General features: G+C 62.8%; 13 protein-coding genes. 8 read left to right on the top strand and 5 right to left on the bottom strand.

What is annotated here, in order from left to right:
- Positions 1-45: 45 nt before the first annotated feature.
- The 8 genes from ACFRFQ_RS13690 (at position 46) to ACFRFQ_RS13655 (ending at position 9,012) form a co-directional block, all read left to right on the top strand.
- Positions 46-933 carry a MurR/RpiR family transcriptional regulator gene (locus tag ACFRFQ_RS13690; protein WP_378658196.1) on the top strand — a complete coding sequence of 296 codons (888 nt, stop codon included), beginning with the start codon at positions 46-48 and terminating at the stop codon, positions 931-933.
- Positions 934-993: 60 nt separating this feature from the next.
- Positions 994-3,159 carry a PQQ-binding-like beta-propeller repeat protein gene (locus tag ACFRFQ_RS13685; protein WP_378658193.1) on the top strand — a complete coding sequence of 722 codons (2,166 nt, stop codon included), beginning with the start codon at positions 994-996 and terminating at the stop codon, positions 3,157-3,159.
- Entirely contained in the window at positions 3,156-4,082 is a 927-nt protein-coding gene (locus ACFRFQ_RS13680) for a carbohydrate ABC transporter permease (protein ID WP_378658190.1), read from the top strand. Before ACFRFQ_RS13685 ends, ACFRFQ_RS13680 begins: the two co-directional genes overlap by 4 nt.
- Entirely contained in the window at positions 4,079-4,900 is an 822-nt protein-coding gene (locus ACFRFQ_RS13675; protein ID WP_378658187.1) for a carbohydrate ABC transporter permease, read from the top strand. Before ACFRFQ_RS13680 ends, ACFRFQ_RS13675 begins: the two co-directional genes overlap by 4 nt.
- Before the next feature lie 59 nt (positions 4,901-4,959).
- Positions 4,960-6,249, top strand: coding sequence for a hypothetical protein (locus tag ACFRFQ_RS13670; RefSeq protein ID WP_378658184.1), 1,290 nt, complete (start codon positions 4,960-4,962; stop codon positions 6,247-6,249).
- Between the two features lie 3 nt (positions 6,250-6,252).
- Entirely contained in the window at positions 6,253-7,344 is a 1,092-nt protein-coding gene (locus ACFRFQ_RS13665) for an ABC transporter ATP-binding protein (protein WP_378658181.1), read from the top strand.
- A complete protein-coding gene (locus ACFRFQ_RS13660) occupies positions 7,341-7,994 on the top strand; it encodes an HAD family hydrolase (protein WP_378658177.1) in 654 nt (217 codons plus the stop codon). The genes ACFRFQ_RS13665 and ACFRFQ_RS13660 overlap by 4 nt, the downstream gene beginning before the upstream one ends.
- A 574-nt stretch (positions 7,995-8,568) precedes the next feature.
- Complete coding sequence (locus tag ACFRFQ_RS13655; protein WP_378658175.1) at positions 8,569-9,012, top strand: hypothetical protein; 444 nt, start codon at positions 8,569-8,571, stop codon at positions 9,010-9,012.
- A 382-nt stretch (positions 9,013-9,394) separates the two neighbouring features.
- Here the strand turns inward: ACFRFQ_RS13655 and dnaB are convergent, their stop codons facing one another.
- The 5 genes from dnaB to rpsF form a co-directional block, all read right to left on the bottom strand.
- Positions 9,395-11,632 carry a replicative DNA helicase gene (dnaB, locus tag ACFRFQ_RS13650; protein WP_378658172.1) on the bottom strand — a complete coding sequence of 746 codons (2,238 nt, stop codon included), beginning with the start codon at positions 11,630-11,632 and terminating at the stop codon, positions 9,395-9,397.
- Between the two features lie 505 nt (positions 11,633-12,137).
- Entirely contained in the window at positions 12,138-12,593 is a 456-nt protein-coding gene (gene rplI / locus ACFRFQ_RS13645; protein WP_138871061.1) for a 50S ribosomal protein L9, read from the bottom strand.
- A gap of 18 nt (positions 12,594-12,611) precedes the next feature.
- On the bottom strand, positions 12,612-12,854 hold the full coding sequence (gene rpsR / locus ACFRFQ_RS13640) for a 30S ribosomal protein S18 (RefSeq protein WP_003941245.1): 243 nt from the start codon (positions 12,852-12,854) through the stop codon (positions 12,612-12,614).
- Between the two features lie 39 nt (positions 12,855-12,893).
- Positions 12,894-13,418: a single-stranded DNA-binding protein gene (locus ACFRFQ_RS13635; RefSeq protein ID WP_033237097.1), complete on the bottom strand. Its 525-nt coding sequence runs from the start codon at positions 13,416-13,418 to the stop codon at positions 12,894-12,896.
- Between the two features lie 65 nt (positions 13,419-13,483).
- Positions 13,484-13,771 (bottom strand): 30S ribosomal protein S6, encoded by a 288-nt coding sequence (gene rpsF, locus ACFRFQ_RS13630; RefSeq protein ID WP_003941237.1) that lies wholly within the window; start codon positions 13,769-13,771, stop codon positions 13,484-13,486.
- Positions 13,772-13,824: the final 53 nt, after the last annotated feature.

Genomic DNA, 13,824 nt, shown 5'->3' with positions numbered 1-13,824 from the left:
CTCGGAAATGAAATTCGTTCAACTCTCACAGGTTTACTTCCGCTTGTGACGAACACAATCCCTGTAGGCAAGGCGTCGACCAAATCGACTGGCGGAACAGGCATCGTCGAGCGCCTCCGGGCAGCATCGACCTCATTCACGCCGGCAGAACGTCGTGTGGCTGAGGCGATTCTGAGTGAGCCTGCCGCAGTGATCCACCGCTCGGTGACCGAGCTCGCGGCCGAAGCAGGCAGCTCTCCCGCCACAGTCGTGCGTCTGTGCACGACGCTGGGTCTTCGGGGCTACCAGGAACTCAAGATCACCCTTGCGAGCGAATCGATCCCCGAGGATCGCCGCGTGCTCGGAGACATCACGCCCGGCGACACTGCTGGCGACATCGCCCACAAGGTCATGGACAGTACTGCCCGAGCTGTCGACAATGCGTCGAAAGCCCTCGACGTGCATGCCATCGAGACTGCCGTCGATTACCTGATCAGCGCCCGTCGCATCGTATTCGGGGCTGTTGGTACCTCCGCGCCGCTCGCAATCGACATCGCGTACCGGTTCGTCTCTCTCGGCCTCGACGCTTCCTTCACCCCCGACGTACACAGCCAGCACGTCACTGCACGCATGCTCGGGCCCGACGACGTGTACTTCGCGATCAGCCACACCGGCTCCACCGTCGAAACCCTCGCGACGACCCGAGCCGCCAAGGCATCCGGGGCCGTCACCATCGCACTCACGAGCTTCTCCTCCTCACCCTTGACCGAAGAGGTAGCCGTGAGCATCGTCGCAGGCAGCGTCGAGACCAGCTATCGCGTCGAAGCGATGTCCAGTCGCATCGTGCATCTCGCAGTACTCGACGCTCTGTACGTAAATCTTTCCCGTCGCGCCGAAACCAGCGCGACCGCCCTCGCTCTCGCTGAAGACGTGCTCATCGAGCACCGCATCTGACCAGCCTTTTCGAACCACACCCCACTGTCTCGGCGTGTCAACGCCACAAAGGAGTTCGCAATGCACGGAATCGTGTTGTACGACAACGGCACCCCCGCCGTGGGAGTGGCCGTCGCCACCGGTGGCACCGTCACCAGAACTGATGACGACGGCCGTTTCACCCTCGACCGCCAAGCACAGTGGGGAGGGTTCGTCGTCCTCACCCGGCCCACCGGATACACCGCCGATCCCTGGTGGCACCGTGTTCCCGACGCCGAAGACACCGACGACACCGAACTCCGTTTCGTTCTCGTTCCCGAAAACCAACCCCTGCCGTACGAGTTCCTCCACCTCACCGACACCCATATGACGACCAGAGGTGTCATCGACGCCGGTTATTACGCGCACCGCCTGTACACGGAGGGGAGCCTGCCCGAACAGGTCGTGGGATTCCTCGACCGCCTGCCCACGCTCGCGCCCGCTGCGCGACGCATCCTCGTCACCGGAGACCTCGTCGACAACGGGTTGGCGGAGGAATACGAGGCATATATCGAGGCGCTGCGGTCCAGTCCGGTGCCCGTCGAGTTGATCCCGGGCAATCACGACCACATGAACGGTCAACGCGGCTTCACGATCAGCCGGAACAACTATCTCACCAACTCCTCGGACCCGACCCTGTACGAACGCTACCTCGGACCGCGGTGGTTCAGCCTCGACGTCGCAGGCCTGCACATCGTCGGCTTGGACTGGCACAGCCACGAAGCCGGCATCGACCATGAGATCCAGAACGCCTGGGTCAAGGCGGACCTCGCTCAACTCGAGTTCGGCGCCCCGTACCTGCTGCTGTTCCACGATCAGCCGAACGCCTCCATTCTCGACGAACTACCGTGGGGGCCGATCGCGGCGCTGTCCGGGCACTGGCACACCAGCCGTGTCATCGACGTCGACGGCACCCTGCACGTCAACAGCCCGACCACGTTCTTCGCGAATCTCGACTACAGTCCGCCGGGATTCCGGCACGTTATCTGGGACGGCACGACCGTTACCCTGCGCACCGAAACGTTCTTGCCCGGTGAGACTCCCGAGGCCCTGACGGACGTGCGCACATCGACGTTCTCGGCGACGACCGTGACCTCCACCGACCGGTCGATCCAGTGGTCCGCACACGCGAGTGGTGCCGGGCATCGGCACGGCGCCGCGGTACACGACGGCGCGGTCTACGTCGGTACCCAGATCGAAGACCGACCCGCCGGCACTGTCGAATGCCTCGACTTGGAAACCGGTGCGGTGCGGTGGCGGGCCCGAACACGATCCGCGGTGAAGACGACACCGGTTGTCGGTGACGGTCTCGTGATCGCCGCGGAGGTCTCCGGGGACCTCGTGGCCCTCGACACGACAACCGGGGAGGAACGGTGGCGCGCCGCCTCGAGCGACCCACTGCGCCGCTTCGCCTGGGGGGCACCAACACTCGCCGACGGGACCGTCTACCTCGGGGATCCGTCCGATCTCCGCGCCGTCGATGTCCGTACAGGGCAGTACATCTGGCACCGCACCGACCTCTCGCCCCACCACAACCTCGTCAATCATGCGGCACCACTGGTCGTCGACGACCTCCTCGTCATGGGCTTCTGGCCAACCCCGACGGACCCAATCGGCCTCGACGCACGTACCGGCGAATCCCGTTGGAATCGTTCAACTCTCGATTCCAACGACCCGTTCACATCGTTGAAGCGGATGCTGATCATCGGCACCGGAGCGCACGATACGGCGCGCGATGTCGTGGTCATGCCTGCACACGGTCACACCACGGCCCTCGACCGAGGTACCGGTGCCATACTCTGGACCGCTTCGCACCCGGGCAATTACGCCCCGACCACCCCGGTGATCACCGGGCACGGCTACGTCGTCACCGTGCCTGGGCTGGGACTGCGGATGCTCGACCCCGACACCGGCGAGACGATCTGGGAAGCCGCGATCGACGGCGATGCTCCGTTCCCGATGAGTTCGTACACCAAGCGTCCTCACCCTGTCATCGCGGCGCCGCTGCTGCGCGACCGCCACCTTCTCCTGCCCGGGCTCGACGGCACGATCCGTCGCATCGACCTCGACGGGACCGAACTGGGCCGAACCCAGTACGCCTCACCATTCGCTGCCGCGCTCACCGACGCAGGGGACCGTGTCCTCGCAGTCGGCACCGACGGCACCGTCCTCGCACTCGACCCCGCGGCGATCGGTGGCGCTGGATGACCGCCACCATCGACGTACCCGACCGCGTCGTTCCACACGCGACGGGGCGGCGTCGCAGTCCGCGTGGTGACCGGTTCGCCCCGGCATTGCTTGTACTGCCCGCCGGAATCGCCATGACCATGTTCGTGATCGTGCCCGCGATATTGTCACTCGTGGCGAGCTTCTTCGCCGTGCCGCTCGCCGGAGGAGAATGGAAGTTCGTCGGATTCGCCAACTTCCAGCGGATCATCACCGACCCGACGGTACAACAGTCGATAGTCAACACCCTCCTCTACACCGTGCTGACCGTCGTCCCCGGCCTTGTGATCGGCCTCGCTCTCGCATTGCTCGCCGAGTCCGTCGGCCGTGGCCGATCCTGGGTGCGCACCGCTCTGTTCCTGCCGATGACGGCGAATCTGGTGGCTATGGCGGTCGTGTTCCGGTGGCTCTTCGCCTACCAGGGCGGCTTCGTCAACCAGGCACTCGGCTTCCTCGGCATGGCCCCGGTCAACTGGCTCGGCGACCCCGACACCTCCCTGCTGACGGTCGCCCTCGTCGGGATCTGGCGCGGCGCCTCCTTCAGCATGATGATCTTCATCGCCGGCCTCGCAACGATCCCGACCACCATCGACGAAGCCTCCCGGGCCGAAGGAATCCGCGGTCTCCCCAAACTGTGGCGCATCACGTTGCCGATGATGAAGCCGACCGTCGTCTTCGCAACCGTCCTCGCGATCCTCCACTCGGTACAGGTCTTCGACGCGGTCAACGTGATGACCCAGGGCGGCCCACTCAACTCCACCGAAACCGTACTCACGCAGTCCTACAAGCTCGGGTTCAGCTACTACGACCTCGGCGCGGCATCCGCCCTGTCGTTCCTGCTCCTCGTCGCCCTGATCACCGTCGGCGTACTCCAACGCCGCCTCCTGACCGGAGAGAACCGATGAGCATCCTCGTCCGCGGCACCCGATGGGTTCTACTCACCGTCGCCATCGTCATCAGCCTGTTTCCGCTCTACTGGATGATCCGCACCTCACTCGCCCCGGTGGAACAGGCCAACAAGAACGGCATCCCGTTCATCCCCACCGAATTCGACCTCTCGTCCTATGCCCGAGCCTGGGAGGACGCGGGAATGGGACGGGCCGTCATCACCGGGCTGATCGTGACCCTCTCGATCCTCGCCCTACAACTCGCGACCTGTATACCCGCGGCCTACGTCCTGGCCAAAGTACGCACGCGGGCATCGTCGGTGGTGTTCCTGATAGTGCTCGCCTGTCTGCTCATGCCCTCACAGGCCACCATGATCCCCACCTTCATCGGCATCAACGCCGCAGGTCTCGCCGACAGCTACGCCGGACTCGTACTTCCCTTCACCACAAGCGCTTTCGGAATTTTTCTCCTACGCCAACAGATGCTCTCGATCCCCGATCCGCTCCTCGAAGCCGCCCGCACCGACGGTCTGGGCCACTTTCAGATCCTGCGCAAGATAGTGGTGCCGCTCGCCGGCCCCGGCATCGCAGCCTTCTCGGTTCTCTCGGTCTTCGCTCACTGGAACGAATACCTGTGGCCTCTGCTCATCGCACGCAGTCCCGATCTCGCGACCCCGCCCCTCGCTCTCGCCGCGTTCCAGCAAGCCGATATCGGCTTCGACTACGCAGCCCTTGCCGCCGGCGCCGTCATCGTGACCGCACCCGTGGTCTTGCTCTTCCTCGCCGCCCAGCGCCGTTTCGTACAAGGCATGAGCGGCGCCGAAATTCCCGGATAGCTCGGACCGCCCGACCGCTATCCGCCGCCAGCGCAACACTCACCCAAGGAGAAACCGCCATGCGCACAGCCCTGCTCGCCGGAGCCCTCGCCGCCGGCATCGTCGTCCTCACCGGATGCGGCAGCGCCTCGTCCACCAACACCGCCGTCGCCGAAGCGACGGACATCAACTCCTGCACACCGTCAGAACACACCCTCGACGTAACCTTCGGATCGCAGGCAGAAAACGCCATGAAGGTCGCCGTCGCAAACCTGCAGGCGCAGTATCCGGGCCTGACTGTCAACGCGGAACCCTTGAAGACGACGAGCTACGACGAACTCACGAACACCGTCGTCGCGGACATCGCAGTCGGCAAACGCCCCGACCTCATCATGAGTGGCCTCGGCCAGCTCCGCTTCTGGGTCGAGAAGTACTCGCCCGCCACCATCGACACCGCCGGCCTCGCGGACACGTACCAGTCGCAGTTCCTCACCGCCGGTACGGTCGACGGCAAGGTCTATCTCGCCCCCGCCCAGGTATCCGCCCCGGTACTACTCGTCAACCAGAAGATGCTCGACTCGGCGAACGGGGGCAAGGCCACCGACATCCGCACATTCGACGACGTCGTCACCGCAGCCGCAGCAGTCACCGCGAAGACCGGGAACCCGTCGGTGTCACTGCCCACCCAGCGCCTGCCGGACTGGCTCGGCCAAGGCTTCGTTCAAGGCGCCGGCGGGACATTCGTCAGCGCGGACGGAACCGCCGGTTTCGGCGACGCGACCGGCATCGACGCGCTCTCCCTCTGGACGAAGCTGAAGGAGCGCGGCCTCGAAGCCGGCGTCAACGAGACGGATGCGATCTCCGCATTCACGAGCCAACAGACCGCTCTAGCCTTCACCGCGACCTCACTCATTGCCTCCGTGGCGGATTCCGTCGGTGACGGATTCGAGTGGACAGCAGTGGATCTCCCGACCGCCAACGGCGGTGACGGGCTCCTGCCTGCCGGTGGCAATGGATGGGTCGTTCTCAGCGACGACGGTTGCCGCGCGGCCTACGCCAATGCGCTCGTCGCCGACCTCCTCGGTACGGAGGCAGTGCTCGCCGCCAGCGGCACCGACTACTCCTACATCCCGGTCGACAAGGCGGCCGCCGAACAACTGCTGGCCACCAGCGGAATCGGTCAGCCCCAGCGGTACGCCTGGGCCTACGACAAGGAACTCTCCCCGTGGGGCGGCTTCGACGGCGCCATGACCTCCCAGATCAACGACGTACTCCGTCAGATGTCACAGAAATTGCAGTCCGGTTCCGAACTTGACCCCACTGTGAAGCAGGCCGCCACCACCATCAACTCGATCGTCGGGCAGGGCTGAGACATGACCCGAGTCGAACTCCACGGCATCAGCAAGTCCTTCGGCGACGTCACCGCGCTCGACGGCATAGACCTCACCATCGGCGACGGCGAACAGGTGGCCATCCTCGGACCGTCCGGCTCCGGCAAGAGCACCCTGCTCCGAATCGTTGCCGGCCTGGAAACCCAAACCGCCGGTAGTGTCCACTTCGACGGCGTGCCGCAGGAAGGCATCGCCCCGCACCAACGCGACGCGGCCATTGTCTTCCAGCACTTCGCGCTCTATCCGCACCTGACCGCACTCGAGAACATCACCCTCGGACTGCGACACGGCCTTGGTCTCCCCAAACCAGAAGCCGAGGCTCGGGCCCGCGACATCGCCACCCGCATGCGCGTCGAGGACCTCCTCGTCCGCAAGCCGAAAGCGATGTCCGGCGGGCAACGCCAGCGCATCGCGCTGGCACGAGCGCTCGCCCGCCGGAGCGGCATCGTCCTCCTCGACGAGCCCCTCTCCGGCCTCGACGCGCAACTGCACGTGACGCTCCGGGTCGAAATCGCATCCCTGCTGCGTGAGGTCGGTGCGACCGGCATCAACGTCACCCACGACCAACTCGACGCCATGGCGATGTCCGACCGCATCGCAGTCATCAACCACGGCCGAATCGAACAGGTGGGCACCCCCGACGAGCTCTACGCAGCACCTGCCACCCTTTTCGTCGCCGGTTTCGTGGGATCTCCGCCGATGAACCTCGTGCCCCTGTCCGGCACCGGGGACTCGGTGTTCGGGCCCATCGGCGGCCGAACCGAGCCGATCACCCTCGGTATCCGCCCCGAACACCTCTCGATGCGCGGACACGAGAGCGACTGGACACTGACCGGTACCGTCGTCCTCGTCGAACCAACCGGCCAGGACCGCGTCGTACAGATTGCACTCGACGACCACAGCACTGTCGCGTTCCGTTGCCCGGTCACCGACACCCCACCGGTGGGCCGGCCGGTCACGATCGGAGTGCGCCGCGAACACGTGCACGTGTACTCGACCGAAATGGGTGTTCGACTGGGTACCGCCACCGAACTCGGGCTTCGAAACGAAACCCTTGCGAGAGTGAGCGCATGAGCATCCCCACTGCTGCACACACGATGGTGCTGTTCGACTGGAACGGCACCGTCGTGTGCGATGCGGACCGCGCCCGTGATGCTCTCAACGACGTACTGGCGAGCTATGGCGCCCAACCGGTGTCCGAGGACGAATTCCCCACCACGTTCCGCCTGCCGATGGCAGAAATGTTCGAGGGCCTCGGCCTGCCGCCCGAACGCGGACCCGACGCCGAATCCCGATGGAACACAGCGATGACCCGGCGAACCACAACGCTACGTCCCGGCACACGCAGCGCCCTCCTCACCCTCGCCGGTAGCGGCACCTGGCTGGGCGTCGTCTCCGCTGCGTCGGCCGATGCCGTCGCCTACGACATCAATACTCTGAACGTACCGACACTATGGGATATGGTCGTCGCCCCGGCCGCGGACAAGACCTCGGTCCTGCAGTCACTACGGCATCACGGTAACCGGGCCTTCTACGTCGGCGACACCGCCTACGACATGGCCTGCGCGACGGAAGCCGGCTACATCCCCATCGGGGTCCGCGGCGGTTACGCGGGTGAAGCCACACTCCGCGCCGCCGGCGCACACACCATCATCGACACGCTCGACGAGCTAACCGCGATCACCGCAACGAGGAGGACGGCTCTGAACGACCTGACCACCTGATCCGGAACTGCCGCACGACGAGGTCCATGTCACCCCGTTCGTGCGGCAGTCCCATCACCGCCGAGAGGGTGTTGTTAGTTGTTTCGGAGTACATATCAGATCAGTCGGGAACACCCGGCCGATCCGCAGATGCGGGCCTCGCACGAGAAGATCTACGGCTTCCTATACATTCCGTCACGGAAAGTGTTCGACAGCACGGTATTTCACGAACTGCGCGTCTCTCGGCCGAGTTGGAATTTTTTCACCGCTCACGACACTCCGTGCCACCCGCAAAATGGCAGACCGGTACCAAAACGCAGTCATTTTGGACGTATTGGCTGGATCACGACAAGTGTGGGACGTATAGATCTGGAAATGCCAACTAGATCGGGAACCTACAGCAAGCTCTAGCCGTCGAGATGCAGCGAAGATTAGCGAAACGCGACGGTAGTTCAACTAGACCGCAGCCGACCCTCGACGCCGTTGACCTGCTCTTTGTCTGAAAGTGCTGATCGAACGCGGCGCCGGTGATCTAGGTTGATCATCGTTGATCTAGGTTGATCATCGTTCGATCTGCTCGAGATGGGGGAAATACGTGTTCGGCTTCTATGTGACGATGCTGTTCGTCAGCGGAATCGTCTTGACCGTTTGGGCGCTGGTGGCCTCCGGACTGCACCCCGGTCGCCGCGTTGTCAACGGTCTCATCGGCACCGCGTTCCTGAGCTACGGCATCTACCTGACCGTGTTCTTCCACAGCGGCGAGTACACAATCTTCTTCTTGGTCTTCATCGTCCCGTTCATCCTGCTGGCCGACGCGATGCGCACCGTCGACCCCGCAGCGCCGCACTGGGAGCCCTCGCCCGACCTCGATGCCGACCTCGACGCCGACCTCGTCGATCCCGCCCCGACTCCGGCTCGTACAGCCGCCACCCGCGAACGCATTGCCGCGGCCAAGTCTGCCCAACTCGAGGCCCTTCGCGCCAAGCATGCCGCCAAGAGCGATGAGTTCGACGATCACGCGCCGTCTACGCCTGCCTGACGAGAGGCATAGCGGCGGCAACGAAACCATCAATGGTTTTGCTCCGCCAATATCTTCCCCGCCACCTCGACCTGCGCGTCTTCAGCCAAGCCGGCCTCGATGTACTCCGAACCCCAGCAGCCAGCCCGCTCCAACCGTGCAGCCGGACATCAAGACACACCGCATACCGCACGCAACCTGTCCGCCTGGGACTGTTCTTCTCCCTGCTTCTCCATACTGGCCGCCCACTGTGGAAGGGAGTCGGGTCAAGGGTGGGTGTATGCCCCTCGAACTACCGTGCGGTCCGACGCACATACTTTGACGAAGTTCGGCGACTCGCCCGAGACCCGTCTAAGTAGCGGGGCGTGTCTCGCTAATCTGCGCTGCATCTCGACAACAAGCTCTAGCCGCGCGCCATATCCACGAACTTGGACAGGTGAAGTTGGTGCGCCACAGTGATTGTCGCGGTCGGACCGTTACGGTGCTTACCCAGAATCAGGTCGGCTTCACCACCACGAGGATCATCACGCTCAGTCGCATCGGGACGGTACAGCAGAATCACCATGTCGGCGTCCTGCTCGAGTGAACCGGACTCGCGAAGGTCGGCGACCTGAGGACGCTTGTCGGTTCGCTGCTCAGGACCACGGTTGAGCTGGCAGATTGCGACAACCGGAACTTCGAGCTCCTTCGCCAAAAGCTTTAGGCTACGGGAGAATTCGGAGACTTCCTGCTGACGGGACTCGACCTTTTTACCCGAGCTCATCAGCTGCAGGTAGTCGATGACAATCAGGCGAATATCGTGTTTCTGCTTGAGCCGCCGCGCTTTTGCGCGAATTTCCATCATCGTGAGGTTGGGGGAGTCGTCAATGAAGAGCGGCGCTTCGCTGATCTCACTCATACGACGCGCGAGCTTGGTCCAGTCGTCGTCCGTCATCTTGCCGGAGCGCATGTCACCGAGCTTGATCTTTGCCTCTGCGGAAAGCAGACGCATCACGATCTCGGTTTTGCTCATTTCCAGCGAGAACATGACGCTGGCCATGCCGTGAGTGATTGAGCAGGAACGCAAGAAATCCATTCCGAGCGTGGAGTTATGCGTCGGCACCATCGAATGCCCGGCCAAGTACATGTGGTCGGCGTTGTCGACCTCCACGCAGCGGACCGGAACGCTGACAACTGGACGAACATCGACAATGAAGCGCGATCCATGATCACTCGCACGAAGTTCCTTGTGCAGTAACATCTTTTGTGAGACTCGGAAAACATCAACATTTGCCGTCAGCGACAGAGCGGATTCGCTTGCAACGCCTACTCCGAAGCCGAGGCCCACGACCAACTCTGCGACATCGTCCAACAGACCCCGATGACCAAGTGCCAATTCAATCGCACCGTCGTCGCCGACAACACCGGCAACGTCGAGAAGGCCGGCTAGGAGATCGCGTCGCTGCCCAAGGGCGCCACGGAGATATTCGGCTGGAATGCGCTTGTCTTCCAAAGAATCCGGCGCGAAATCCTCACCTTCGATGAACATGGCGATCTCGGGATCAACCGAATCAAGGGCACCGCCAGTGCCCAGCCACGCACCGAGAGTGTAGGCAGGAATCGACAGGTCTTGTGCCGCGAGATCCAAGGCGGCCGTGTTGACAACTCGATGCCCGGAATCCACATCGGCGTAGATGTCCGCAGTAGTGCGAACCGCCTTAGCGGAACTTTCCGTCAACCACTGATGCTGCTCGTCGGCGACCAACACAGTTCCGTCGGAGAACTCGACCTCGTAGCAAGGGCGGTCGACCATCACGTCGGTGGCGGCAACAACCCGCGTCGGCTTGCCGTGGTTATCGATCAACAGATCACCGACAGCAACGTCGCCCATGGTGGTCCAGCCGCTTGGCGTCGCGAGAGGAGTGTCGAGAGCCAGCGCCTTACCCACACCGGGACGGGCCGCGACGATGATCATCTGACCGGCGTGAAGACCGTTGGTGATTTCGTCGAGATCCTTGAAACCGGTGGGCACACCGAGGGAGATGCCGCCGCGGCTGGCGATGGAGTCGATTTCATCCATCGTCGGCTGGAGGAGTTCGGTGAGGGGTACGAAGTCCTCGGTGGTACGACGCTCGGTGACCTCGAAGATTTCAGCCTGCGCGCGATCGACAACCTCGGCGACATCCTGACCGTCGGTGCCGGCGTAGCCGTATTGAACGATGCGGGTGCCGGCGTCGACGAGGCGTCGTAGCACTGATTTCTCGGCCACGATCTCGGCGTAGTAGGCGGCATTGGCAGCGGTGGGCACTGTCTGGGTGAGAGTCACCAGATAGGACGCGCCACCGATTTTGCGGAGCTCACCACGACGGTCCAGTTCGGCGGAAACCGTCACCGGGTCGGCGGGCTCACCGCGGCTGTAGAGGTCCAGGATCACGTCGTAGACGGACTGATGGGCGGGCCGGTAGAAGTCGCCCGGCCGCAGGACCTCGAGGACGTCAGCGATGGCGTCCTTGCTCAGAAGCATGCCGCCGAGGACGGACTGCTCCGCAACCATGTCCTGGGGTGGTTGGCGGCCGAATTCCTGATCGGGCTCGGACTCGGGAGGCCCCGGGTAGTCCTGTCCGGAGTAGTCGGAAGGTCCTCGATCATCCACAACAGCCATCAGAGAGACCTTCCCGTAAAACACTCGACGACACTGCGAGAAAAACGCAGGGCCCTCACCATTTGTACCTGCCCACACCGACATCATGGTGGTGGAAAATCACCGGTCGGTAGATAGACGCCGAGACGACGTTAGGGACTCACCGGCCCACAAACAAACCACCCTGTGGATGAATCTGTGGAGTAATTGTGGAAACTCCTGAAAAACTGTGTGCACCATCTGGGGATAACCTGGGGACAACTTTGGGTGTTTCCCATAAGTCTCCAGGTAGAGGTGCATGTGGAATTTCACACACCTGTTGATGAAAAAACTTTCTCCACAGTCGGCGCGTCGGCGTGTCGGGCGTGTTGCGAAGGCCGAATCATCACGGTTCGGCCCGTTGAACATCACACTGTGACAGTTATCCCCAACCCCGGATCGGGTCGCAGCGAGCACAATCCACGTGCCAAAAAGGGTCGAGCCCCGCACACCGAAGTGTGCGGGGCTCGCCCGGAGAACGAATCGACTATGCGCCGACGACGTTCAGGTTGAACTTGGCAACCACATCGGGATGCAGGTTCACGGACACGGCATGCTTGCCCGTGTTCTTGATGTGAGCCTTCGGCAATGCGATGGTGCGCTTGTCGAGAACCGGTCCACCGGCAGCCTTGATCGCAGCAGCGACGTCAGCAGCGGTAACGGAACCGAAGAGCTTGCCCGAACCACCGGCGGTCTTGACCGACAGCGTTACGGACTCGAGTCCCTCGATAGCGGCCTTGAGCTCCTTGGCGTGGTCCAGGCCGCGCACTGCGCGCAGTTCCTGTGCACGACGGATTCCTTCGACCTGCTTCTCGGCGCCACGAGTAGCGACGATTGCCAGCCGGCGGGGGAGCAGGTAGTTACGGCCGTAGCCGTCCTTGACCTCGACGGTGTCGCCAGGCGCACCGAGGTTGTCCACGTCAGCGGTGAGGATGAGCTTCATGTTCTTTCCTCCCTTTCCTTAGCGAGCCACGGTGGCGTAAGGCAGCAGTGCTACCTCACGTGAGTTCTTGACGGCAATGGCAACGTCGCGCTGGTGCTGGACGCAATTGCCGGTGACACGACGAGCACGGATCTTTCCGCGGTCGCTGACGTACTTACGCAGCAACGTCGTGTCCTTGTAGTTGATCTGCGTGTTCTTCTCTTTGCAGAAGGTGCAGACCTTCTTCTTCATAACCTTGTCGCGCAAGGGCGGCTTCGGCATGTCTTTGCTCTTTTCTGGATGTCCCTGATCAGGTACGGATCAGAAAGGCGGTTCGTCGTTGCCGCCGCCACCGAAGGAGCCCGAAGCCGGAGGGGCACTGCCCCACGGATCGTCTCCACCGGAAGGTGCAGCGCTCGGACGTCCGCCGCCCGATCCGCCGGAGGAACCTCCGAAGTTGCCGCCGCCACCGCCGCCACCACGGTTGGCCTTGTTGACCTTTGCCGTGGCGTACTTCAGTGAAGGACCGATTTCATCAACTTCGAGCTCGACGACAGTTCGCTTTTCGCCCTCACGAGTTTCGTACGAACGCTGCTTGAGCCGGCCACTCACGATTACTCGCGAGCCACGGGTCAAGCTCTCCGCGACGTTCTCGGCTGCTTCGCGCCAGATGTTGCAACGCATGAACAGCGCATCGCCGTCTTTCCATTCATTGGAATTACGGTCGAAGGTGCGGGGTGTGGAAGCAACCGTGAAGTTTGCCACCGCAGCACCCGCCGGGGTGAAACGAAGCTCAGGATCAGCCGTCAGGTTTCCGATGACGGTGATGATGGTGTCGCCAGCCATGTGGTTCCTCCTGCTTTTGATGTAAGTCTGTTGGGTGCGAGGTTAGAGTTCGCTACCGACAGAAATCACTTGTTGTGGCGCAGAACCTTCGTGCGCAGAACCGACTCGTTCAGACCGAGCTGACGATCGAGCTCAGCAACGGTGGCGGGAGTGGCGTTGATGTCGATCACCGCGTAGATACCTTCAGCATGCTTCAGGATCTCGTAGGCGAGACGACGCTTACCCCAGACATCGACCTTGTCGATCGTGCCGCCGTGCTGGCGCACAACATTGAGGAACGTATCCAGCGAAGGAGCGACAGTGCGCTCGTCCAGGCTGGGGTCAAGGATGACCATCAATTCGTAATGACGCATAAGACCTCATCACCTCCTGTGGACTAAGTGAAAACGGCCACGGACTATCCGTG

This window comes from Rhodococcus sp. NPDC056743 (assembly GCF_042790355.1).
Lineage (GTDB): Bacteria > Actinomycetota > Actinomycetes > Mycobacteriales > Mycobacteriaceae > Rhodococcus_F.
This window is presented reverse-complemented; position numbering and strand designations above follow the sequence as displayed.